The organism is Paenarthrobacter sp. TE4293, from assembly GCF_050435325.1.
Lineage (GTDB): Bacteria > Actinomycetota > Actinomycetes > Actinomycetales > Micrococcaceae > Arthrobacter > Arthrobacter nitroguajacolicus_C.
On record NZ_JBNJRY010000002.1, the window covers coordinates 492,597 to 515,115 of the forward strand.

Below are 22,519 nucleotides of genomic sequence, written 5' to 3' on the forward strand. Positions count from 1 at the left end.
CATGCGTGGTTAAGCGTTCCGGGAGCAAAACACCCCGCCGGCCGAAGCCTGCGGGGTGTTGGTGTGCGTGGTGGTGCTGCGCGTGTTTTCAGCCGTTGACGCGGATGAAAACCGGGCCGGAGCCTACGTTGACGCTGAACAGTGCCGTGGTGGATCCGTTCCATCCACCGTGGACTGCCATGCCGTTGCCGACGTATACAGCGATGTGTGCCTGTCCGGCCAGTCCGCCGTTGGCGTAGTACGCGAGGTCGCCGGGCTGGGCTTCCGCGGCACTGACGGTGCGGCCAAGGGAGAGGTAGCCGGCCGGCCAGTCGTGGAAGTTGATGCCAACGGCCGCCAGGGAGTTGGTCACCAGCATGGTGCAGTCCTGGGTGACGCCGAGCTGCGCGTAGGCTGCCGCGGCGATTGCTGCACCGAGTCCGCTGGCAGCTGCCGGAGCCTTGGCTGCCGGAGTAGCTGCCGAGACGGCGAGGGTGGCGCTCCCAGCAGTCGCAGTGCTTTCCGCGGCCTTCTTGGTTTCTACCTTCGCGGGAGCCTTCTTCTCTACAGGAGCCGGCGCCTCCACCGTGGTGACAACGGGGCGTTCGTAGGAGATGGCAACCGTGGAGTCCGCCGCGATGGTGGCCTGCACTACCGACTGGACGTCAAGGGCTGACGTCGAGGTGGACTCGCGGTCCACCTTGGTGTCTGCTGCGTTGGCAGCAACGCTGCCGGTCAGGACCAGGCCTGAAGCTGCGGCGATAACTGCTGCCTGGCGGCCCACGCCGCCGGCGTTCTCACTGACTGCCTTGGCAATGACGGCAAGCGAGCTGGTCTTGGGGGCCTCAGCGCGATGCCGTGCAACCTTGTGTGCACTGCTCATGGTTTTCTCTTTTCGTATCCGCGTGCAGTTGGGGTACACGCGGCTCATCGGCGCGCCAGCACTTGGGGGCGTGCAGGCGAACCTCGAACCTGATGGTTTCTAGCGGAGGGTGAAGAAAGATGAGGTGCCCGTGGAGGCAGCCGAGTGCAGGAGCGTGCCCTGACCCGGGTTCAATGCGCTGATCATCATGCCGTTGCCAACGTAGATGCCTACGTGCGCTCCGCCATTCTGCATGACCAAGTCACCGGGGGCAGGAGTGCTGGTGGGCTTCATGGCCGTCCAGGCGTTGACGCGGGGAATGCTGATGCCAGCCTGGGCGTAGACCCACTGGGTGAAGCCGGAGCAGTCCCAGCCGTTGGGCGTGGTGCCGCCCCAGACGTACGGGTGGCCGATGCCGGTGTAGGCAATCGCTGCGAGGCCCGAAGCGGCAGCGCTGGAGGCAGCGTCCTTGGCTTCGGAAGACTTCGCGGTCACTGCGCCTGCGGCGTCCTGGGTGCCGTTTGCCGCCGCACGCTGGGTGGTCTGCGATGCGCGCTGGACAACCTTGGGGGCCTCCTTCGTGGCCACTACGGGGCTTTCGAAGGAAACGGTGGCAGTGGGCTCTGCGGTAACAACCGCGGTGGCAACCATTTGCTGGGTGCTGGAGGCTTCCGACTTGGAAACGTCGGTGTCAGCTGCCTGGGCCGGCAGGCCGACGCTGAGGACGAGGCCTGAGGCTGCTGCCAGGACGGCGGCCTGACGGCCAACGGTACCGGCGTTTGATGAAACAGCCTTGGAAAGCGTGTTCAAAGGGTTCGTACGAACCGTTTCGGCGCGGTGGCGCGCAGGGGTAGTGCGTGATGACACGTAGGTAGCCTCTCCCAATGCCTGCGAGGTGAGCTGTCGGATTCGGATGGGAGTCATCCGGCCGCGCTGCTTCAAGGAAGCTTTGCGACTTAACCCCAAGGCCTTCTCACGAAGACCAGAAGTGGTTCCCCCGCCCCTGCCAGACGATTTATGCGAACGGACCTCGAGTGGTGGCAGAGCTAGGCAATCCACTCAAGTGCATCGGCCCCCTAAAAAGCCGATGCGCTTTGTACGGTACAACAGTTGGACGTGAATGTCACATTCAGGTCACGGGGCGTGTCACAAATACGAGAGACAGCCATCAGCTGGCGTTTAGAGCCAGCCCATGGGGTCTACGACTTCGCCGTTAACCTGCACCTCGAAGTGGAGGTGGCAGCCCGTGGAGGCGCCCGTGGTGCCGCTGAGCGCTACGGTATCGCCGCGGGTGACCGTCTGGCCGACCTTGACGGTGAAGGACGAGAGGTGGTTGTACGTGGTCTCCAGGCCGTTGCCATGGTCAATGACCACGCGGTTGCCTCCGCCATACTCGTGCCATCCGGCAAAGGTCACCTTGCCGGATGCTGCGGCGTGCACAGCGGTACCGCACTGGGCTACGAAGTCCTGCCCGCGGTGGAAGTCACCGGAGCCACCCGTGAGGGGGCTGACGCGGTAGCCAAAGGGGGAAGCCGTGGTCAGCGTGTCGAGGGGGCTGGCCATGGTGCCTGCCGACGAAGCGCGCTGGATGCTGCCGGCCGACTGGGCGCTGAGCAGCTGCTTCAGCTTGCCATCGGGGTCGGCCGCGGTGGCGACGGCGGCACGGCTGAAGTCAATCTTGGCCGATGCAGCAGCGGAAACCTCGGGCTGGCTGCCACCTGCGACAGCCAGGGCGGACTCAGTCTGGCCCGATTCCGAGGTGGCCATGACAGGGCTCGTGGCCGGCAGGCCGACAGTCAGGGCAAGCCCGGTGGCGGCAAGCGCAACTCCGGCCTTCTGCCCGACACCACTGGCGGCGGCAAAGTCAGCTACCTGGCGCAACGGGCTCTTACGGCGACGCACCTGGCGTTCGGTGTCGCGTGGCCGGATCTCCGATACGACGCGGGCTGGCCGCAGCTCAGCAGCGGGGCCGGACGCGCGGCGGCGGCCCCTGACGTTCTGCGTTGTCAAACTCTATTCCTCTCTGAAAAGCCTGCGAAGTTAGCTGTCGGATTCGGGTCAGAGAGTTCAAAGACCCGGTCCGCACGAGGCGCTCACGGCACACAGGTATCCCGGAAGGGACTTGCGTAAGTGGGCACTTCTGCTGCGGACTTCACCCCAAGGCTGCTTCTTTAGACAGCCGCTTGTGGTTCCCCCGCCTCTGCCAGTGGTGGATGACACACCTGTTCCGCTGGCAGAGCTCGGCTCCGGAACAGGTAACGCTTTGGTATCAGCGCTAGTAGATAACTATAGGGGATTAAGCCCCGCAGTAATAAATTCGTTATCAACAGAAACGTGCGTGGCGGGATGGGGCCTTATCACGGATCGCGAAAAACCGCAGGTCACACGCGCGCCGAGAGCTCAAAAGTGAGATATGACACCGGGCTGGAAATGGGGTCGTCAGCCAACTGCGACAAAGACGTGGGCAGCCACTTCCGGCGGAAGCTCCAGTGCGCCCTCAATGCCGGGTACGCGCACGGAGATGTATTCGCCCACGCGTTCCAGGGAGACGGCGGCGCCGGGGCGGATTCCACCTTCGTCCAGCTGCGTGAGGAGTTCAGGCTCCACCTGGATGGGTTCAGCCAAGCGCGTCACCACCACGCGGGAGTCCGTTGCGTAGCCGTCCATGGCGTGAAGCAGGTTGACATCCAGGCGGGGGAAGGGCTGGCTGGCCAGACCGCCCAGCGCTTCAAGGCCAGGAATCGGGTTGCCATACGGGGATTCGGTGGGGTGCTCAAGGAGCTCGTACAGCCTGCGCTCCACGCGCTCGCTCATCACATGCTCCCAGCGGCACGCTTCATCGTGGACATAGGCCCAGTCCAAGCCGATGACATCTGCCAGGAGCCTCTCGGCGAGGCGGTGCTTACGCATCACCTCGGTGGCGCGCTTCCGCCCAACCTCGGTCAGCTCGAGGTGGCGGTCGTTCGAGACAATCACCAGGCCGTCACGCTCCATGCGTCCGATGGTCTGGGAGACCGTGGGGCCGGAGTGCCGCAAGCGCTCGGCGATGCGGGCCCGGAGAGCCACAATGTTCTCTTCTTCAAGCTCCAAAATGGTCCGAAGATACATCTCAGTGGTATCGATCAGATCCGTCATCCAGCTCAGCTCTCCTCGAACGCAGTTCCTTGCGTAATCTCCACCGTACCGCGTCCCTGCCAGGGCGGACGGTCTGCACCGCCGCCCCATGAACGCCAACCACCAGCCTAGCTTATTTGGAATTACTCTGGATAATTCCGGTCGCATATGGTTCGCCCGCATTCCACGTGGCGGACTATGACGGCCACAGGTTCCTGCCCCCGGGCCGCGTCAGGCAGAATTGGGATGTCGAAGGGGCAGCTGATGCCACCTGCCACGACCCATCTCTAGCCGATACCCTTTTGGAGCCACACGTGAGCGACAACAGCATCACCATTCCCGCCGATCTGCTGCCCAAGGACGGACGCTTCGGCGCAGGACCGTCCAAGGTCCGCCCGGAACAGATCGAGGCCCTGTCTGCCGCGTCGTCCACCATCCTCGGCACGTCCCACCGCCAAGCTCCGGTCAAGAACCTTGTGGGTTCGGTCCGCGAAGGGCTCAGCCAATTCTTCCGCGCACCCGAAGGCTATGAAGTCGTCCTCGGCGTCGGCGGTTCCACGGCATTCTGGGACGTCGCTGCGTTTGGCCTGGTGGAGAAGAAAGCACAGCACCTCTCCTTCGGTGAATTCGGCTCGAAGTTCGCGGCCGCCACCAACAAGGCACCTTTCCTTGATGCTTCGTCCATCATCACGTCCGAGCCCGGCACGCGCCCTGTGGCACAGGCCGAGCCCGGCGTTGACGTCTACGCCTGGCCCCAGAACGAGACCTCCACGGGCGTCGCCGCTCCCGTGAAGCGCGTCCAGGGCGCAGACGAGGGCTCTTTGGTCCTCGTGGATGCCACCTCTGCTGCCGGCGGACTGGACGTTGATGTCGCCGAGTCCGACGTCTACTACTTCGCACCGCAGAAAAACTTTGCCTCCGATGGCGGCCTTTGGCTGGGCCTCTTCTCCCCTGCTGCTTTGGAGCGCGCGGCACGGATCAAGGCGAGCGGCCGCTGGATCCCGGACTTCCTGGACCTGCAGACGGCCATCGACAACTCCAAGCTGAATCAGACGTACAACACGCCCTCGCTGTCCACCCTGGTGACCCTGGACGCCCAGGTGCAGTGGCTCAACAGCAACGGTGGCCTGGATTTCGCCAGCAAGCGCACGGCGGACTCGGCCAACCGCATCTACTCCTGGGCAGAGGCCTCGGAGTATGCGACGCCGTTCGTCACCAACGCCGACGACCGCTCCAACGTCATCGCCACGATCGACTTCGACGACTCCATTGATGCCGCAGCCATCGCCAAGGTACTGCGCGCCAACGGCGTGGTGGACACTGAGCCGTACCGCAAGCTCGGCCGCAACCAGCTGCGCATTGCCACGTTCGTCGCCATTGAACCTGACGACGTATCCGCACTGCTCGCCAGCATCGACTACGTGGTGGGCGAACTGAAGAAGTAACTCCACCGCCGGTGGTCGGCGCCGTCCGGTAGTTCCCGGACGGCGCCGCCGCCGTTTAAGCCTCGGCCCGGTGCTTAAGCCGCCGCCCAGCCCTTTAAACAGCTAAAGGTGGACATCAGCGTCCACCTTTAGCTCTGTTCATCCCGGGATCCCAGCAACCCTTATTCGGCACCGGTTTCGTCGTCATCCGCAGTGTCGGGGTCATCCGCTTCAGGGTCTTCGGAAGCTTCAGCGGGCCCAGTGGCCTCGTCTTCGTCTGCCTGCACGGACTCCTCCGTCACGTCCGCCACGGTTTCCTCCACCAAGGGCGTTTCATCCTCGGGACGGACACGCTTGGCCCAGGGCACCCATTCCGGCGCCAGGATGGAATCCTCGGAAGGAAGCAGCCCAAGTTCACTGACCGTCACGATCTTTGACCGCGAGTTGCGGGTCACCACGGCGTACCACTGCCACCCGCCGTAGCCGGCAAGCCTGGATTCAAAAAGGTGGGTCACCACACGGTCGCCCTCGGACTTGGCACCGAGGTGCGCTCCTACTTCGCCGGGGTTGGCGATGCCCTCCACTGCCTCGCGTGCAGTATCGACGGCGGCGGCGAGGAAGGCGTCCGGCTTGCCCGTGCGCCACACCGGCAAGCCAGTGCGTGGTTTGCCGGCAACGGGCTTCCGCGCGGGGGCGCCCCCGACGCCAGGAGCCTGGGCAGCGTCAGGACCAGCCGCAGGACTTGCCTGGGCGTCCCTTCCGGCCTTTGTATCCTGTGCGGATTCCGATGTCATGGCCGGTCCTAGGCTTCCAGCTCGTCGGCAACCTTGCGCAGCGCCATGCTGATGGCTTTGGCCTTGTTACCGTCCGGGTACTTGCCCGACGACAAGGAACCGGAGAGGTTGTCCAGAACCGTCACGAGGTCCTGCACCATCGGTGCGAGGTCCTTGGCGTTCATCCGCTTTGCCTTGGCGATGGACGGCGTCTTCTCCAAGACACGCAGTCCCAGTGCCTGCGCTCCGCGGCGGCCATCGGCCACTCCGAACTCCACGCGGGTCCCGGCCTTGAGCTCGGTTACGCCCGCGGGCAGGGACGTCTTGGGCAGGAAAACTTCCTGGCCATCTTCTGCCGCGAGGAATCCGAAGCCTTTTTCCTTGTCATACCACTTGACCTTGCCGGTAGGCACGTAATCAACCTTCTTCGTTCTTGCTTTTGGGAGACACGTCGGGCCAGCACCGCATCCGCAGGGTTCTGCGGGATCGAGGGTGACAGTCCGGTCCGTGTTGGTCTGTTGCTTCAAGGTTATCCTGCCCGGCCCGCTATTCCCGCTTTGCCGCGACCAGAGAGGACAGGAGCAGTACCCAAACGGCACCAGCGGTGGCGCGATATATCCTGTGGCAGCCCTGCTGCTAGCGTTGGGAACATGACTTCCCAGGGTTATCGACGCCCCCTCATGATCATCGCCGCCGTGGTGGCGGCAGCCTCCCTGGCCGCCGTCGGCGCTGTCATGGCGATCGCTTATAACGGCGGCACGGCGCCGGTTTGGGTCACCTCTGCAGCCCTGTACGGTCTGCCGGTTGCCTTCATGCTCGCCGTGATCCTGGTGCTGGACGCCGTTCGCCAGCGCCGCCGGCAGTAACCAGCAGCCCTGCTGACGGCCACGAGCGGCCCGGGAGCGGTAACGTTGGATTGATGTCCCTTATTCGCGCGCTCAGCAAGGAACTGGAAGCGCGCAGCGACAATTCGCTGCGGGCCTTGTTTGCCGCGCGACCGGACCTGATCTCCCCCATGGCTCCGGACTTCGCCGCTTTGGCTGCGAGAGCGAGCGCCCGCGTCAGCGTCCAGCGGGCCCTGGAACGCCTGAACAAGCCCGAGATGCAGGTCCTGGAGACACTGCATCTCTGTACCAATGCCGATACAGGGCACAGCGTTTCCGCGGCCGGGCTCAAGAAAGTCATCGCCGGCTCCACCCTTTCGGCGCTGGACCCCATCCTTGCGAAGCTCCAGGAATTGGCCCTCATACACCGCGCGGAAGCGCCTGCCGGCTCCCCGGCCACCTCGTCGCGGCAGCGCTTCTACCTGCCGGTGGGCAGCCTGAAGGATGTCATCGGTATCTACCCGGCGGGCTTGGGCAGGAGCTATACCGAACTGGTCAGGCTGCAGCCGGCCTTCGCCCAGCGGGTGGTACAACTGGTGGCCGAACTCCACCAGAGCGGCGCCGGCATCCACCCTGCCAGCACGCCCATGGATGCTGCCCTGGCCCTGCAGCGCTGGACTTCCACCCCGGAAAACCTTCGCACCATCCTGGCGACGGCACCGGACCGGACCCTTGGACTGCTGGAGAAGTTCGGCAGCTGGGCCATGGGCGCAGTACCCCAGGCACAGCGGCGCGCGTCCGTTACCCACGAAAGCCACGACGTCGGGCCTATCGACTGGCTGTTGGCCCGCGGCCTGCTGGTCCCCCTGGACGCCGGCCACGTGGAACTCCCCCACAGCGTCGGGCTCGCCCTCCGCGGCGGGGCGATTGTGGATGACTTCACGCTGGCCCCACCTGTTCCGGAACTCGGCCATACCAGTGCTGCCCTGCGACGCAATGCCGCGATGGGAGCCATCGCCGAAATTCTCCGGCTGACTGCCGAGCTGCTGTTCGCGGTGCGCGAGCAGCCGCTGGCAACCCTCAGGAGCGGTGGTGTGGGCGTGCGCGAGCTGCGGCGCCTTGCCGAGTCCATCCGTTTGGGCGTCCATGAGACAGCGGTCCTCCTTGAACTCAGTGCGATGGCCGGGCTGCTGCGCCTGGACGTGGACAGCTCCACCTGGGTGCAGCCGCCGTCGCTCGAGTGGCTCAATCTTCCCCGGCAGGAACAGTGGCTCTGGTTGGTCAATGCCTGGCTGGCCAGCGAGCGCGCGCCTTCCTTGGTGGGCCAACCACTCACGGGGCCTTCGTCAGCGGCCGGTCATCAAGGCGCCGCGGGAACCACCATCAACGCTTTGTCAGCAGAAGCGCAGCGGCCTGATGCCCCCGTGGTCCGACGACGGGTGCTTGAGATCCTGAATGAACTCACCGTGGAAGCAGCCGCACCGGACGGGAAGGCGCCGGTCCTGGACGCCCGGGCGGTGCTGCAGCGGGCCGAGTGGTCCCAGCCGCGGATGTCCCGGCGGTTCAGTTCCTTGGTCCGCGGCATCCTCGAGGAAGCCACGCTCCTTGGCTTGATGGGTTCCGGGGCCTTGACCCAATTGGGTTCGGCCATTGCCAACGCCCAACCCGAGCAGGCCATGACCATCCTTGGCGAGCATCTGCCCGCGGCGGTGAACCACATCCTCCTGCAGGCAGACCTCACGGCGGTGGCTCCCGGATACCTCGCGCCGGAGCTCAGCGAGACACTGTTGTTGATGGCCGACGCCGAGGGGCAGGGTCCCGCGTCCATCTACCGGTTCTCTGCCGCGACCATCCGCAGGGCGCTCGACGCCGGACAGGACGCGGAATCGCTGTTGGCGTTCCTCCGGGAACATTCCGCCACGGATGTGCCCCAGCCCTTGGCCTACCTCGTCCAGGACACGGCATCCCGGCACGGCCGCCTGCGGATCGGCACGAGTGCCAGCTTCATCCAAAGCGACGACGAAACTGCCATCACCGAGCTGCTGAGGGAGGCACGCACTTCCGCTTTGAGCCTGGTGCGCATCGCACCCACGGTCCTGACGTCCTCGGCGAGCCCCCGCGAAACGGCCCGCGTCCTGCGCGAGCTGGGACTCTCGCCCGCCGTGCAAGAGGCCGAACCCGCCGTCGTGCGTTTCAAGCGGACAACAGCAGTGCCGGGCGGTGCCCGCCCCGTCTACACCGCACCCCGCACGGCTCCGCCGGACGATGACGTCGACGCGCAGTTGTCCGTCCTGCGGCAACACCGCGGTGTCCCGGCCGAAGCGGCCGGGGAAGCATCGACGCAGCTTGGCCTGGAGACCCTGCAAACAGCCATCCGGCTCAAACAGGCCGTCACCATGAACGTGGTGGACAGCCTGGGGAATGCCAACACGGAAACCGTTGTTCCTGTATCCGTCTCCGGTGGACGCGTCAGGGTCTTCGACCCCGCCAAGGACACCGAACGGGTCTTGTCCATTCACCGCATCATCGATGTGGAGCCTGCAGGAGAACTGCGGTCCTGAAAACCGGGCAGTCCATGAACGCGCCGTTCCAGACAAACAGCACAGCGAAGCTGCGCAAGTGAGGATTCACCAGTGACCGACGGTCCGCTGATCGTACAAAGTGACAAGACCATCCTGTTGGAAGTCGACCATGAGCTCGCCACCGAGGCACGTCACGCCATTGCCGCTTTCGCGGAGTTGGAACGCGCCCCGGAACACATGCACAGCTACCGGCTGACACCGTTGGGGCTCTGGAATGCCAGGGCTGCAGGACTGGACGCCGAACAGGTGCTGGACACGTTGCTGAAGTATTCCCGCTTTCCCGTCCCGCATGCATTGCTGATCGACATCGAAGAGACCATGTCCCGCTATGGCAGGCTGCGGCTCGAGAAGGATGCCCAGCACGGCCTGGTGATGCGCACCGATGACTACCCCGTGCTGGAGGAAGTCATCCGTGCCAAGAAAATCGCTCCGTTGCTGGGGCCGCGGATCGATGGCGAAACCGTGGTGGTGCATTCCTCCCAACGGGGCCAGTTGAAGCAACTGCTCCTCAAACTGGGATGGCCCGCGGAAGACCTTGCCGGTTATGTGGATGGACAACCGCACCTCATCATGCTGGACGAAAGCGGCTGGCAGTTGCGCCCGTACCAAAAGGTGGCCACGGAAAACTTCTGGGCCGGCGGCAGCGGCGTCGTCGTGCTTCCCTGCGGTGCCGGCAAGACGCTGGTGGGCGCCGCCGCGATGGCGACGTCCTCCACCACCACGCTGATCCTGGTCACCAACACTGTCTCGGCACGGCAGTGGAAAGATGAATTGCTCAAGCGCACCTCCCTGACCGAAGACGAGATTGGCGAGTACTCCGGCGCCGTCAAGGAAGTCCGGCCCGTGACCATCGCGACGTATCAAGTCCTCACCACCAAGCGCGGAGGGCTGTATCCCCACTTGGAACTCGTGGACGGCCACGACTGGGGACTGATCATCTACGACGAAGTCCACCTGCTGCCCGCCCCGATCTTCCGCATGACCGCAGACCTGCAAGCCAGGCGTCGTCTTGGCCTCACGGCAACCCTGGTCCGGGAAGACGGCCGGGAAGGTGAGGTCTTCAGCCTCATCGGACCCAAACGCTACGACGCGCCCTGGAAAGACATCGAAGCGCAGGGCTACATCGCACCCGCTGACTGCGTGGAAGTTCGCGTGGACCTCCCGCGCGACGAACGCGTGGCCTACGCCATGGCCGACGACGCGGACAAGTACCGCCTGTGCGCCACCTCGGAAACCAAGACCAAACTGGTGGAAGACCTCGTAGCCGTCCACAAGGGCGAGCAGTTGCTGGTGATCGGCCAGTACATCGACCAGTTGGATGAGATCGCCGAGCGGCTGGACGCACCCCTGATCAAGGGCGAAACCACGGTCAAGGCGCGGCAGAAACTCTTCGATGCCTTCCGCAAGGGCGAGATCCATACCTTGGTGGTGTCCAAGGTAGCCAACTTCTCCATCGACCTTCCGGAAGCATCCGTGGCCATCCAGGTGTCCGGTTCCTTCGGTTCACGCCAGGAAGAAGCACAGCGGTTGGGCCGGCTCCTCCGTCCCAAGCAGGACGGCCGCGCCGCCCGCTTCTACTCCCTGGTGGCCCGTGACACCCTGGACCAGGATTTCGCCGCCAAGCGCCAACGGTTCCTGGCGGAACAGGGGTACGCCTACCGGATCATGGATGCCAAGGATGTAGGCAAGGACGTGGGGACTGGTCAATAAAGGCCCTGCCGGTCATAAAGGCCCGGCAGGCAATCAATTAACCCTTGCTATTGATCTCCAGCGAATTTACGATTCCAAGTGAAGTTCTCCGCCCATAAGGGTTGCCCTTGGTCCAGGCATCCCGGCGGCCAGCCGTCGGCGGTGGGGGAAGCCCGCAGCCAGGGAGCCGACGGTTTGAAGGCCTAGAAGAATCTGCGAATTATCCACCAGAGGATTCCCCAATGCGCAAAGCCCTCCTGGTCCTTTCCGCGATCGTCCTGCTGTCAGCACTCGCACAGTTGTTTTTCGCCGGATATTTCCATTTCCAGAACACCATCGAAGCCCAGCGTGAAGCAGGCGTCTTCCACGCCATGAACGGACAGTACGTGCTCCGCTACTCGGCGCTGCTGGCCGCAATTGTCGCTGCGATTGCCCGGGTAGGATCCCGGACAATCTGGTTGGCGGCAGGCATTTTCCTGCTGACGTGGCTTCAATTATTCATCTTCATCATTGGCGGTATGTTGACCGGTTCGTCGCCGGAGTTCATCACCCCGGCGGGTTCGTGGGTCGTTTCGATCCACCCCATCGTCGGTGTGCTGATGATCTTCATGTCGTACTGGCTGTTCAAACGTGCCCGCGCGGCGGCGCTCAACCCGCAGCCGCTTCCTCCCAAGGCTGCATCCCCGGATGCTTCCACCTCGCCCAGCACAGCCTGACCAGCTGCAGCTGTGACCACCTCGCAGCTGCTGGCGGTTGATCTGGTGCTGGCCGTTCTTGCGGCCGGCGCGTGGATCAGCGCCGTATGGTTGACTGTCGCTTCGACCACCACCAGCACCGACCGAACTCCAGGCAAGCCCCGGGCGGCCAGCCTGGCCTTGCTGGTGGTGGGTGCCGCCGTCGCAGCAACGGTGGCACGCTATGCCATACTTCCTGCCTTGGTGGCGGGCAGTTGGTGGTTTGCCAGCGAACGCACAACCATCAACCTGCCTCTGACCGCCATCCCCGCGGCTTGGGCCGCGATGGCCGGTGTTCCGTTCTTGCTGAGGAGACGGAACACCGGCTTCAATCCTGGCGGTCCGGGGCCCGAACGTTCTGCACGGTCCCGGGAGTGGGCCGTGCTCGCCATGGCTGCAGCAGCCGCATCGGCCGTGGCGTCGCTCGCCCTGACGTTCATTTTGGGGCCGTTCCCGGCGCCGTGGAGCCTCGCGGTGCTGCTGTTGGTGGCAGCGTTGTCGGTGCTCTTCGTCAAGCTCGCGCTGTTCACGCAACGAGGCCCGGTACGCAAGGCAAGCGACATTGAGGGCGGTGTCGAGACAGAAAACAGCGGCCTCACCCGCGGCCGGTCCGGTATGGGCAGGCGTCCGACGGCGGCGGCTGCGGTAGCCGGCCTCATGGCGTGTACCGCTTTGGGCTCCGGAGTCTTTGCCTGGCTTGGGAGCCGGTCATCCGACGGCGTGGTGATCGCCGCCGCCGTCGGACATCACGACGGCGGCGGTGGCCCCGCTGCCGTTGCAGACCCGACGCCGGTGTCCAGCCTTCTGGGCCAATCCCCGGCCGAGGCCGTGGTCCGGCACTACGAACTAACGGCCCGGGTAGAGCAGGTGACGTTGCCGTCCGGCCAGAGCACCGAGGCTTGGACGTTCGGCAGCCTGCCGGGCCCTGCCCTGGAGGCTGAACTCGGTGAGGTGATGGAGGTGGTGCTCAAGAACCGTGATGTGGCGGCCGGTGTCACCCTGCACTGGCACGGGTACGACGTACCCAACGCCATGGACGGAGTGGCGGGAGCAACACAGGACGCTGTGATGCCTGGGCAGTCCATGACCTATCGTTTTACCGCAGCGCAATCGGGCACCTACTGGTACCACACCCACCAGGATTCCGCCGAGGGGGTCCGCAAGGGCCTCTACGGCACATTCGTCGTGCACGACCCCACCTTGCCCCGTGCCCAAACGGACATCGTGGTGGCCGGTCACGACCTCAGCGGTCTGGGGTTGCTGGGCTCCTCAGACCGCAGCAGTACGCACCCGGCACTGCCCGGATCGAGCGTCCGGATGCGGCTCATCAACACCGATTCCCTGCCGCAGCGCTACCTTGTGGAAGGCACGTCCTTCAAAGCTGCTGCCGTGGACGGAACCGAGGTGAACCAGCCCGGAGACGTATCCGGCAAGCTGGTTCGCCTTGGGGCCGGCGGGCGGGTGGACATCGCCTTCACCATGCCGGACACCCCTGTGACCCTGCGCTCCGATGCCGCGTCCAGCGCCGTAGTGGTGGTTGCTCCATCGGGCGCCTCGTGGTCGGGTGCCGCTGAGATGGAGGTCCCTGAGAAAGCGCCGCCGGGTGTCTTCAACACCACGCCTGTGCTCGACCTCCTGGACTATGGCAAACCAGTGGTCGGGACGAAGGCTGATTTGGTCGGGACAAAGGCTGATGCAGAGGTTGCCATCACCCGGGAAGAAGTGGTTGTCCTGGACCGGCAGTTCCGTTTTGTCGATGGCATCCCGCGCTACGCGTTCACGGTGAATGGTGCCGCGTACCCGTTGGTGCCCTCCATGGACGTAGCCCTCGGGGACACCGTGAAAGTGACGGTCGTGAACCGTACCGCGGATCCCCACCCCATGCATCCCCACGGACACCACGTCCGGGTCCTCAGCAGGAACGGGGTTGCGCCCACTGGGTCGCCGCTCGTGCTGGACACCGTGGACGTTCTGCCGGGCGAAGTGTGGGAGCTGCTGCTCCACGCAGACAATCCCGGGATCTGGATGGATCATTGCCACAACCTGGATCATGCCGCCGAGGGAATGATGATGCTGCTGAAGTACCAGGGTGTGTCATCTCCGTTTATCCAGGGCGGCCATTCCCACAACCGGCCGGAGTAATCGGAGCATGCAGCGGGGCCCGGTAAAGCGGCAGGTTGGCGTCGGCAGGATTGCGGCGTGCGAGTGCCTAGGCGACCATCCGTGTGGTGTGCTGGATGGTGACGTGGTCCACCACCGCCCAGCAGTCCTCGTCGCGGAGCTGGGCACTGGCGAAGCGCTCCGCCGCCGCGAGTTCGTGGAAGTCCTCCCGCCGGACGCGACCCGTATCGCTGTCCAGGTACGTCACGTGGAACTCGGTGTCCGTCGTGTCCTGCTGCTGGTGAATGCTGACTGGAGCTGCTGTGTTTGCCATGTTTTAAGTGTGGAACGGGGCACTGACATTTTTGGAAGCATCCTTGGGCGTGTTCGGATTTAGCAGCCCTCAGGATCTGGCCAGGTATTGACCGGACACCTCGCGGACCGTCTCGCTCAGAATGTCCAAAACCCTGGATGCGGTCTTCCATCGCTGCCAGTAGAGAGGCACCTCGAACGGCCTCTCCGGGGCGAGTTCGATCAGGCGGCCGTCGGCAATGTCCGGTCCGCACTGAACTTCCGGGATCAGTCCCCAGCCCAGGCCAAGCCGGATCGCGTCGCCAAAATCGTGGGATGCCGGAACATAGTGGCGCGGCCCGCGCCGTTCTGCGCCCGGCTCAGCGGCTTCTCCAGGCCAGGACTGCACGAAAGCCCACTGATAGGTGTCCTTGCGGTCGAAATCCACGGTGGGCGCAGCGTTGAGGGCGGCCCTGTCCAGCCCTTCGGGAAAATCGGGGAACCACCTTTCCACAAAGTCTGGTGCAGCCACAGCGCGGTACCGCATGACTCCCAAGCTTTCCACACGACACCCTTGCACGGGCTCCGGTGTTGCCGTCACAGCCGCCATCACGGTGCCGGAGCGAAGGAGCGAGGTGGAGTGTTGTTCATCGTCCCGGTGAAGATCGAAGGTGATGTTGAGTTCGCGGGGAATCCGGGCGAGCGCCGGCAGGAACCATACTGCCAGCGAGTCCGCGTTGACCACGATCGGGACGGCAAGTTGCGCACCGTCGGAGCCCAAGCCGAGTTCCCTGCCTGCGTCGGCCTCCAGCTGGGCCACCTGACGGGCCAAGCGGAGAACCACCTCCCCCGCTTCCGTGGCTTGGGCAGGATTACTCCGTTGCAGCAGCACCCGGCCCGCGGATTGCTCCAAGGCTTTCAACCGCTGCGACACCGCTGAGGGAGTGATGTGCAGCAGGCGGGCTGCGGCATCAAGGGTGCCCTCAGAGAGAACGGTGGCGAAGGTCAGCAGCTGGTCTGAAGGAAATTGCGGCATAAGGAAATCTTATGGTGCATCAGAATCATTAGCTGGCCTAAGGCTGGCGCAGTCCGTAATTTCAGAGGGTGACTTACACTGACTTTTTCCAATCCGCGGGCCTCGGCCTCGCGACCGGCCTTGCCCTTATCGTCGCCATCGGCGCCCAGAACGCCTTTGTGCTGCGGCAAGGAATCCGCGGCGAGCACATCGTCCCCATCGTGGCTGTCTGCGCATTGTCCGACGCCGTACTGATCGCAGCCGGCGTCCTCGGGACCGGTGCCCTCATCACCGCAGCCCCTGCCGCCGTCGTCGTCCTCCGCTACGTGGGTGCCGCATTCCTGGTGACGTACGGCCTGTTGGCCGCCAAGCGGGCGTTGCGTCCGCAGTCGCTGACTGCCAGCAACGGATCAACCAACGACGGCGGCTCGAAACGCGGCGTCGCAGCGGCCGTCACCACCGTGCTGGCGCTGACCTGGCTCAACCCGCACGTCTACCTGGACATCGCCCTCCTCGGTTCAATAGCCAGCGCCCAAGGCACTCCCCTGCAGTGGTGGTTTGGGGCAGGCGCCATGCTGGGGAGCATCCTGTGGTTCTGCTCTCTGGGCTTCGGCGCCCGCTTTCTCCGTGGCTTCTTTGCGCGCCCTTTGTCGTGGCGGTTCCTGGACGGCGGCATCGCCCTCACCATGGTGGCGCTGGGGGCGGGCCTGGCGTTGGGTGCATGAAGGGCGGTTCCCCGCTTCGACAGGCAACGTCCGCCAAGTGGCCCAGCCACGCAGTCCGCTCACATGCGGCGTCCAGAGAACTCCCAGTTTCTGGGAGCATCATGGATGTCATGAAAAAGAACGGCCCCGAAGCCAAGCTCCTTGTCGTCGATGACGAACCCAACATCCGCGAGCTGCTCTCCACGTCCCTGCGTTTTGCAGGTTTCGAGGTCGTTGCCGCGTCCAATGGTCGCGAAGCCCTTGCCGCAGCCGACCTCCACGCGCCGGACCTCGCGGTCCTGGACGTCATGCTCCCGGACATGGATGGGTTCACGGTCACGCGCCGCCTGCGCGCCGCCGGCAAACACTTCCCTGTCCTGTTCCTGACCGCGAAGGACGACACCGAGGATAAAGTCACCGGCCTGACAGTCGGCGGAGACGACTACGTCACCAAGCCCTTCAGTCTCGACGAAGTGGTCGCCCGTATCCGCGCCGTCCTTCGCCGGACGCAGCCGCTGGAAGACGACGACGCCGTCATCCGTGTCGACGATCTTGAACTCGACGACGACGCCCACGAGGTCCGCCGCGGCGGCACCGTGATCGAGTTGTCCCCCACGGAGTTCAAGCTCCTGCGGTACCTCATGCTGAACCCCAACCGCGTACTTTCCAAGGCCCAGATCCTGGACCACGTTTGGGAATACGACTTCAACGGCGACGCCTCGATCGTTGAGTCCTACATTTCCTACCTGCGCCGCAAAGTGGACATCGATCCCGATGCCGCGGCCCTCATCCAGACCAAGCGCGGCGTGGGCTATGTGCTTCGGACGGCAGAGAAGCGCTGACCTTGCTGCAACGCTGGAAATCGGCGTCCCTGAGGTCGCAGCTCGTCGCCATCATCATGGGCCTGCTCCTGCTGGCCCTGGCGGCCACGGGCGCGGGAACGCTGACGCTCGTCAAGAGCTACCTCCAGGGTCAGGTGGACGACAAACTCAAGGCCGCCGTCGCTTTGGCGCAAGATCAGCAGTCTTTCGACAAACTGTCGCAGCCCAACCCCACAGCGCCCAACGACTCCGCCGTGCCGACGGACTACTCGCTGACACTGTATGTCCCCGGGCTTGATCCCTACCCGTTCGGCGGCAGCCAGACTGACCGTCCCGCGATCTCAAATATCACCTCCGGCGAGGCGAAACAGCGCGGCAATACGCCGTTCCAGGTCAAAGGCACCGCCGGCACCAACTGGCGGGTTGTGGCCGTGGGTGTCGTCGCCAACGGACAAAACGGCGTCGTCATCATCGGACTGCCACTGACGCCAGTGGACAAAGTCATGGAACATGCCGTCCTGGTGGTGGTAGGGGTTGGCCTGTTGACGCTCGTGCTGGCATTCTTCATCGCTACATGGACTGTGGCCCGATCCTTCCGGCCCCTGGCCAAGGTGGAAAAAACCGCCGCTGCCATCGCTGCCGGTGATCTGTCCCGACGCGTGGACATCGACAACCCCCACACTGAAGTCGGCCGGCTCGGCGGTTCCCTGAACGCCATGCTGGCCCACATCGAGGCGTCCTTTGCTGCCCGCGCCGCGTCCGAAGGGCGGATGCGCCGCTTCGCCGCCGATGCTTCGCACGAGCTGCGCACACCCTTGGTGACCATCCGTGGCTTCTCGGAGCTTTACCGACACGGCGCCCTGACCTCCCAGGAAGACGTCGCGATGGCCATGGGAAGGATCGAAAGCGAAGCCAAGCGCATGGGCTCCATGGTGGAGGACCTGTTGATGCTGGCCCGCCTGGACGAGCAGCGCCCGATTCAACTCAAGCCCGTGGACCTGCAACTCCTTGCCCACGACGCCATGGTGGACACCAAGGCCTCCTCCGGAGACCGGAGCATCACGCTCACGGGACTCGACGGAGCCTCCCCCACTGCTGCTCCTGTCCAAGGCGACGAAGCCAAACTGCGCCAAGTCATCGGGAACCTGGTGGGCAACGCTTTGAGGTACACACCGGACGGAAGCCCCATCGAGCTTGCCGTCGGCGTTCGAACTACACCTGAGGGATCGTTCTCGGTGATAGAGATCCGCGATCACGGGCCAGGTATTCCTGATGCGGAAACCAACAAGATCTTCGAACGGTTCTACCGGTCTGATACCTCGCGTACCCGGGAGACCGGTGGCAGCGGACTGGGCCTCGCGATTGTCGCGGCCATTGTAGGCTCCCACGGCGGTACCGTCCGGGTCACGGAGACCGACGGCGGCGGTGCCACGATGGTGGTCAGCCTTCCGTTCCGTGAAGAGCCGGCTGAGTTGGTCTCCAGCTAGAGGATGTCGTCAGCTGTGGCTGTTGTCCACATAGCGGTGTTGTCCACATAACGGCACAGCTGTGTTTCGCGGCTCCAAGCGGCTGCCTAGGCTCGATGTTGTGGCCCACGCATCCCGCCGCAACCTGCGGAACATCTTCGTCGAAAGGCACCACCCATGAGCGTCATCTCCGTCGATACCGAGTTGCTTCAGCTCAAATCGGCCAATGTCAAAGGAACTGTGGACCGCATCAGTTCAGATGTGCTGACCATGAAGCGGGGCTTGGAGGAACTTGAGGCAACGTGGCGGGGATCAGCCGCCACCAACTTCCAGTCTTTGGTCCTTGAATGGTCGCTCACCCAGAGCAAGGTCGAGGCGTCGCTAGCCTCCATCACCATGGCCCTGTCCTCAGCTGCCACTAGTTACTCGGAGGTGGAGCAAGGCAACACCCAGCGCTTCGCGTACTAACCGTCCCGTGGACTCCTGCGGGGCCGGCTGTCTTCCCCCTGTGCATGCCGGCCCTGCAGGTCTTAAGTCAGCGGGTCAGGGTCCCCCAGCACTCCAGCTTCCCAGCTCGCCACAGTCCCTTTTTCCTGGCCCGCCAGAGCCGCTTTCCCCTAGCTCTCCAGCGTCCCTTGATGGAATCGAAGCCGCCATTGGCCGCGGTCCAGCATCCAGACGGAACTGCGGAGCGCCGAGCCGGTGTGAGCGAGGCTGCGGTAGTTCAGCAAGATGGTGTTCTCGCTGAGGCGGTCCGCGCTGAGGAGCTCGAGATCAGTGGGTTCACCGGGATCCTCCTCCAACGCCATCATCATGGCGTCGCGGGTCCAGAACCGTCCAGAGCTGCCGATCTCAGCGAAGTCAGGGTGAAGCAAGACACCGATCCTGCCGATGTCAGCCCGCACGTCCGGCCGGAGCAATTCCCTTTCCAAGGCCAGCACTGTGTCCTCGGCGGAGAGTTCCTGGGTGGAGGCGTCCTCAAGTTCGCTGAAAAGATCGGGCTGGCCAAAGATGCCGGACTCGCCAAAGAGCGTCGGCTCGAAATGGGGTCGGGTGCTGCGCTCGGTTCTGCCGGTGGTAGAGGTAATTGCTCCCGGTCCCGCAGAGCCTGCCGGGACACCCGCCGGGACGGGCTCCGACGTGTGGGGCTGAGTCCCAGCCTGCGGCTGTACCTGCGCCGGGGTCTTTCCCTGGGTCTTCAGCTGTGCCCTATCCTGCACCAGCGTTCCATCCTGCCTTGGCGTTTCATCCTGCCCCAGCGCTCCCGGGAATCCCGGCCCGGCCCGGTGCGCGACACCCTGCTGGTACGCCGTGGCCACAGCGCGTGCACGCTCATCGGCGGCCTCGTTGAGATCGTGGCCGGCGTGGCCTTTGACCCATTCGAACGTGTACTTGCGGCCAACAATGGCCTGATCGATGTCTTTGAGCAGGTCCACGTTCAGCACCGGCTTGCCGTCGGCTTTGCGCCAGCCCTTTCGCTTCCAGCCCGGCATCCACTTGGTAATGCAGTTGATGACGTATTGGCTGTCGCAAAGGATCAGCAGTTCTTCCTCCGGCACGTGTGCCGTGGACCGGAACAGGTCCAGGACGGCCATGAGTTCACCTTGGTTGTTGGTACCGTGCGGCCACCCGCCTGCGCGCCAGCAGGAATCATCAACGTACCAGGCCCAACCGGCCGGCCCAGGATTGCCGAGGGCGGACCCATCGGCGGCAGCAATAATCGTCATGACGTTAATCCTGCCAGACCCCACCGACACTGAATCCGTGATAGGCGCCCAAGGAAGCAAAACGGCGGCCCCCACCAGAAGGTGGGGACCGCCGTCGTTTGCTCTAGAGCGTGATGCGTGGCGCTGTACTGCTACAGCTTGGGCGCTTAGAAGCCGCCCATGCCACCCATGTCGTCGCCGCCGGGAGCCGGAGCGTTCTTCTCCGGCTTGTCAGCAACTACGGCCTCGGTGGTCAGGAACAGACCAGCGATGGAAGCAGCGTTCTGAAGAGCCGAGCGGGTGACCTTTACGGGGTCGTTGACGCCGGCAGCCAGAAGGTCTTCGTAGACGCCCGTGGCAGCGTTCAGGCCGTGGCCGGAAGGCAGGCCGCGAACCTTGTCCACCACAACGCCCGGCTCAAGGCCAGCGTTGAAGGCGATCTGCTTCAGCGGTGCGTCGATGGCAACCTTGACGATGTTGGCACCGGTTGCCTCGTCACCCTGGAGGGTGAGGTTGGCGAATGCCTTGGCGCCGGCCTGGATGAGGGCAACGCCACCACCGGCAACGATGCCTTCTTCAACGGCAGCCTTTGCGTTGCGGACTGCGTCCTCAATGCGGTGCTTGCGTTCCTTGAGCTCAACTTCGGTTGCGGCACCGGCCTTGATGACTGCAACGCCGCCGGCCAGCTTGGCCAGGCGTTCCTGCAGCTTCTCGCGGTCGTAGTCGGAGTCGGAGTTCTCGATCTCGGCGCGGATCTGGGCCACACGGCCTGCGATCTGCTCGGCGTCGCCGGCTCCTTCAACGATGGTGGTCTCGTCCTTGGTGACAACGACCTTGCGGGCGGTGCCAAGGAGTTCCAGGCCAGCGTTTTCGAGCTTGAGGCCAACTTCTTCGGAGATGACCTGGCCACCGGTGAGGATGGCGATGTCGGCAAGCTGTGCCTTGCGGCGGTCACCGAAGCCCGGAGCCTTGACGGCAACGGACTTGAAGGTGCCACGGATCTTGTTGACGATCAGGGTGGCCAGGGCCTCGCCCTCGATGTCTTCAGCGATGATCAGCAGCGGCTTGTTGGACTGCATGACCTTCTCCAGAACCGTGACGAGTTCCTTCACGTTGGAGATCTTGGAGTTGACGATCAGGATGTACGGGTCTTCGAGAACCGTTTCCTGGCGCTCTGCGTCGGTGACGAAGTAAGCGGAGATGTAGCCCTTGTCGAAGCGCATGCCCTCGGTGAGCTCAAGCTCCAGGCCGAAGGTGTTGGATTCCTCGACAGTGATGACGCCTTCCTTGCCCACCTTGTCCAGGGCTTCGGCGATGAGGCTGCCGATTTCCGGGTCACCGGCGGAGATGGAAGCCGTGGCTGCGATCTCTTCCTTGGTTTCGATTTCCTTGGCGGAGGCCAGCAGTTCGCTGATGACTGCCTCGACAGCCTTCTCGATGCCGCGCTTGAGGGACAGCGGGTCGGCGCCGGCAGCAACGTTGCGGAGGCCTTCCTTCACCAGTGCCTGGGCGAGGACGGTTGCAGTGGTAGTACCGTCGCCAGCGACGTCGTCCGTCTTCTTGGCAACTTCCTTGACCAGTTCTGCACCGATCTTCTCGTAGGGATCGTCCAGTTCGATCTCCTTGGCGATGGAAACACCATCGTTGGTGATCGTGGGGGCGCCCCACTTCTTTTCGAGGACGACGTTGCGTCCACGCGGGCCGAGGGTGACCTTGACGGCGTCTGCGAGGATGTTCAGGCCCCGCTCGAGGCCGCGGCGTGCCTCTTCATCAAATGCAATGATCTTGGCCATAACGGCGGTAGTCCTTTCGGGACAGTCGTTAAGAAGGTACCTGTCAGATGGGGTGCCCGCGACGGACGGTCCTTCACCCGCGGCCTCTGTATGCCCCGCGCTCCGGACCTCACCCCAACCAAGGTGTTTCTTGATCCTCCGCTGGTTCGGACACCGTCCACCGCCGGGGTCAACCGGCCTGGACTTAGCAGTCGAACCATAAGAGTGCTAAATCAATAATTAGCACTCGACCGGGGAGAGTGCAAGCAGAGATGACACTTTGCTCTCCAGTAAAAGGGGGTTTCAGCCGAGGGCTGACGAGTCTGGGTCCCAGTCAGTTGACAGGCTAGGCGACGCGGACGCCTTCGGCCTGCGGACCCTTCTGCCCCTCGCCCAGTTCAAACTCCACCCGCTGGCCTTCTTCCAGGGCGCGGAAGCCATCCATTTGGATGGCGGACCAGTGCACAAAGACGTCGTCACCGGAATCATCCACAGTGATGAATCCGTAGCCTTTTTCGGCGTTGAACCATTTGACGGTTCCCAATGCCATGATGCCCACACTTTCGCAGTAGCCAAGACCGGTTGCCGGGATCTCCGTACCGGAATTAATCCACTGTAACCACAGTCACTATCCCGGCGCTCCCATGGAGGGCAGGGGGATGA

Annotated in this window: 21 protein-coding genes and 2 riboswitches; of the genes, 10 read left to right on the plus strand and 11 right to left on the minus strand. The window is 64.0% G+C overall.

What is annotated here, in order from left to right; genetic code table 11:
* Positions 1 to 88 precede the first annotated feature (88 nt).
* From QF015_RS05625 to QF015_RS05640, 4 genes are all read right to left on the minus strand, one after another.
* A complete protein-coding gene (locus tag QF015_RS05625) occupies positions 89 to 862 on the minus strand; it encodes an NlpC/P60 family protein (protein ID WP_429387641.1) in 774 nt (257 codons plus the stop codon).
* A gap of 99 nt (positions 863 to 961) precedes the next feature.
* The gene (locus QF015_RS05630; protein WP_429387643.1) at positions 962 to 1,708 is read right to left on the minus strand and encodes a C40 family peptidase; all 747 of its coding nucleotides are present in this window, start codon (positions 1,706 to 1,708) and stop codon (positions 962 to 964) included.
* Between the two features lie 4 nt (positions 1,709 to 1,712).
* A riboswitch (cyclic di-AMP (ydaO/yuaA leader) is annotated at positions 1,713 to 1,873 on the minus strand.
* A 147-nt stretch (positions 1,874 to 2,020) separates the two neighbouring features.
* Complete coding sequence (locus tag QF015_RS05635; RefSeq protein ID WP_429387645.1) at positions 2,021 to 2,851, minus strand: M23 family metallopeptidase; 831 nt, start codon at positions 2,849 to 2,851, stop codon at positions 2,021 to 2,023.
* A gap of 4 nt (positions 2,852 to 2,855) precedes the next feature.
* Positions 2,856 to 3,087, minus strand: a riboswitch (cyclic di-AMP (ydaO/yuaA leader).
* A gap of 193 nt (positions 3,088 to 3,280) precedes the next feature.
* Positions 3,281 to 3,976, minus strand: coding sequence for a metal-dependent transcriptional regulator (locus QF015_RS05640; protein WP_310202201.1), 696 nt, complete (start codon positions 3,974 to 3,976; stop codon positions 3,281 to 3,283).
* Positions 3,977 to 4,269: 293 nt separating this feature from the next.
* Here QF015_RS05640 and serC point away from each other — a divergent pair, with 293 nt between their 5' ends.
* On the plus strand, positions 4,270 to 5,400 hold the full coding sequence (gene serC, locus QF015_RS05645; RefSeq protein ID WP_310202203.1) for a phosphoserine transaminase: 1,131 nt from the start codon (positions 4,270 to 4,272) through the stop codon (positions 5,398 to 5,400).
* A 161-nt stretch (positions 5,401 to 5,561) separates the two neighbouring features.
* On the opposite strand, the gene QF015_RS05650 is transcribed toward serC, so the two are convergent.
* Complete coding sequence (locus tag QF015_RS05650; protein WP_429387648.1) at positions 5,562 to 6,173, minus strand: DUF3027 domain-containing protein; 612 nt, start codon at positions 6,171 to 6,173, stop codon at positions 5,562 to 5,564.
* 8 nt (positions 6,174 to 6,181) lie between these two features.
* Positions 6,182 to 6,565, minus strand: coding sequence for a cold-shock protein (locus QF015_RS05655; RefSeq protein ID WP_090820714.1), 384 nt, complete (start codon positions 6,563 to 6,565; stop codon positions 6,182 to 6,184).
* Positions 6,566 to 6,802: 237 nt separating this feature from the next.
* Between QF015_RS05655 and QF015_RS05660 the strand changes: the two genes are divergently transcribed.
* The 5 genes from QF015_RS05660 (at position 6,803) to QF015_RS05680 (ending at position 14,123) form a co-directional block, all read left to right on the plus strand.
* The gene (locus QF015_RS05660; RefSeq protein ID WP_310202207.1) at positions 6,803 to 7,018 is read left to right on the plus strand and encodes a hypothetical protein; all 216 of its coding nucleotides are present in this window, start codon (positions 6,803 to 6,805) and stop codon (positions 7,016 to 7,018) included.
* Positions 7,019 to 7,071: 53 nt separating this feature from the next.
* A complete protein-coding gene (locus QF015_RS05665; protein ID WP_429387650.1) occupies positions 7,072 to 9,537 on the plus strand; it encodes a helicase-associated domain-containing protein in 2,466 nt (821 codons plus the stop codon).
* A gap of 72 nt (positions 9,538 to 9,609) precedes the next feature.
* Positions 9,610 to 11,268, plus strand: a complete 1,659-nt coding sequence (locus QF015_RS05670) for a DNA repair helicase XPB (protein WP_310202211.1) — start codon at positions 9,610 to 9,612, stop codon at positions 11,266 to 11,268.
* A gap of 221 nt (positions 11,269 to 11,489) precedes the next feature.
* Positions 11,490 to 11,963, plus strand: coding sequence for a hypothetical protein (locus tag QF015_RS05675; protein WP_310202214.1), 474 nt, complete (start codon positions 11,490 to 11,492; stop codon positions 11,961 to 11,963).
* 12 nt (positions 11,964 to 11,975) lie between these two features.
* On the plus strand, positions 11,976 to 14,123 hold the full coding sequence (locus tag QF015_RS05680) for a multicopper oxidase family protein (protein ID WP_429387653.1): 2,148 nt from the start codon (positions 11,976 to 11,978) through the stop codon (positions 14,121 to 14,123).
* 67 nt (positions 14,124 to 14,190) lie between these two features.
* Here QF015_RS05680 and QF015_RS05685 read toward each other — a convergent pair whose 3' ends face one another.
* Both QF015_RS05685 and QF015_RS05690 read right to left on the minus strand, forming a co-directional pair.
* Complete coding sequence (locus tag QF015_RS05685; RefSeq protein WP_310202218.1) at positions 14,191 to 14,415, minus strand: hypothetical protein; 225 nt, start codon at positions 14,413 to 14,415, stop codon at positions 14,191 to 14,193.
* 69 nt (positions 14,416 to 14,484) lie between these two features.
* Positions 14,485 to 15,408 carry a LysR family transcriptional regulator ArgP gene (locus QF015_RS05690; RefSeq protein WP_429387655.1) on the minus strand — a complete coding sequence of 308 codons (924 nt, stop codon included), beginning with the start codon at positions 15,406 to 15,408 and terminating at the stop codon, positions 14,485 to 14,487.
* Positions 15,409 to 15,476: 68 nt separating this feature from the next.
* Between QF015_RS05690 and QF015_RS05695 the strand changes: the two genes are divergently transcribed.
* From QF015_RS05695 to QF015_RS05710, 4 genes are all read left to right on the plus strand, one after another.
* The gene (locus QF015_RS05695; protein ID WP_310202221.1) at positions 15,477 to 16,112 is read left to right on the plus strand and encodes a LysE/ArgO family amino acid transporter; all 636 of its coding nucleotides are present in this window, start codon (positions 15,477 to 15,479) and stop codon (positions 16,110 to 16,112) included.
* A gap of 110 nt (positions 16,113 to 16,222) precedes the next feature.
* A complete protein-coding gene (locus QF015_RS05700) occupies positions 16,223 to 16,933 on the plus strand; it encodes a response regulator transcription factor (protein ID WP_026543233.1) in 711 nt (236 codons plus the stop codon).
* A gap of 2 nt (positions 16,934 to 16,935) precedes the next feature.
* Complete coding sequence (locus QF015_RS05705) at positions 16,936 to 18,399, plus strand: sensor histidine kinase (protein WP_429387658.1); 1,464 nt, start codon at positions 16,936 to 16,938, stop codon at positions 18,397 to 18,399.
* Between the two features lie 156 nt (positions 18,400 to 18,555).
* Positions 18,556 to 18,846: a WXG100 family type VII secretion target gene (locus QF015_RS05710; RefSeq protein ID WP_310202226.1), complete on the plus strand. Its 291-nt coding sequence runs from the start codon at positions 18,556 to 18,558 to the stop codon at positions 18,844 to 18,846.
* Between the two features lie 149 nt (positions 18,847 to 18,995).
* Here the strand turns inward: QF015_RS05710 and QF015_RS05715 are convergent, their stop codons facing one another.
* The 3 genes from QF015_RS05715 to QF015_RS05725 form a co-directional block, all read right to left on the minus strand.
* Positions 18,996 to 20,105, minus strand: coding sequence for a ribonuclease HI family protein (locus QF015_RS05715; RefSeq protein WP_310202228.1), 1,110 nt, complete (start codon positions 20,103 to 20,105; stop codon positions 18,996 to 18,998).
* Between the two features lie 146 nt (positions 20,106 to 20,251).
* On the minus strand, positions 20,252 to 21,877 hold the full coding sequence (gene groL / locus QF015_RS05720; protein WP_011773738.1) for a chaperonin GroEL: 1,626 nt from the start codon (positions 21,875 to 21,877) through the stop codon (positions 20,252 to 20,254).
* A 325-nt stretch (positions 21,878 to 22,202) separates the two neighbouring features.
* Entirely contained in the window at positions 22,203 to 22,406 is a 204-nt protein-coding gene (locus QF015_RS05725) for a cold-shock protein (RefSeq protein ID WP_144662708.1), read from the minus strand.
* Positions 22,407 to 22,519 lie beyond the last annotated feature (113 nt).

Bases quoted from the DNA above. Each gene is read 5' to 3' on its own strand.
- QF015_RS05675 (WP_310202214.1), top strand. From the start codon at position 11,490: ATGCGCAAAGCCCTCCTGGTCCTTTCCGCGATCGTCCTGCTGTCAGCA.
- QF015_RS05660 (WP_310202207.1), top strand. From the start codon at position 6,803: ATGACTTCCCAGGGTTATCGACGCCCCCTCATGATCATCGCCGCCGTG.
- QF015_RS05700 (WP_026543233.1), top strand. From the start codon at position 16,223: ATGAAAAAGAACGGCCCCGAAGCCAAGCTCCTTGTCGTCGATGACGAA.
- QF015_RS05725 (WP_144662708.1), bottom strand. From the start codon at position 22,406: ATGGCATTGGGAACCGTCAAATGGTTCAACGCCGAAAAAGGCTACGGA.
- QF015_RS05650 (WP_429387648.1), bottom strand. From the start codon at position 6,173: ATGACATCGGAATCCGCACAGGATACAAAGGCCGGAAGGGACGCCCAG.
- QF015_RS05715 (WP_310202228.1), bottom strand. From the start codon at position 20,105: ATGACGATTATTGCTGCCGCCGATGGGTCCGCCCTCGGCAATCCTGGG.
- QF015_RS05625 (WP_429387641.1), bottom strand. From the start codon at position 862: ATGAGCAGTGCACACAAGGTTGCACGGCATCGCGCTGAGGCCCCCAAG.
- QF015_RS05710 (WP_310202226.1), top strand. From the start codon at position 18,556: ATGAGCGTCATCTCCGTCGATACCGAGTTGCTTCAGCTCAAATCGGCC.
- QF015_RS05640 (WP_310202201.1), bottom strand. From the start codon at position 3,976: ATGACGGATCTGATCGATACCACTGAGATGTATCTTCGGACCATTTTG.
- QF015_RS05665 (WP_429387650.1), top strand. From the start codon at position 7,072: ATGTCCCTTATTCGCGCGCTCAGCAAGGAACTGGAAGCGCGCAGCGAC.
- QF015_RS05685 (WP_310202218.1), bottom strand. From the start codon at position 14,415: ATGGCAAACACAGCAGCTCCAGTCAGCATTCACCAGCAGCAGGACACG.
- groL (WP_011773738.1), bottom strand. From the start codon at position 21,877: ATGGCCAAGATCATTGCATTTGATGAAGAGGCACGCCGCGGCCTCGAG.
- QF015_RS05690 (WP_429387655.1), bottom strand. From the start codon at position 15,408: ATGCCGCAATTTCCTTCAGACCAGCTGCTGACCTTCGCCACCGTTCTC.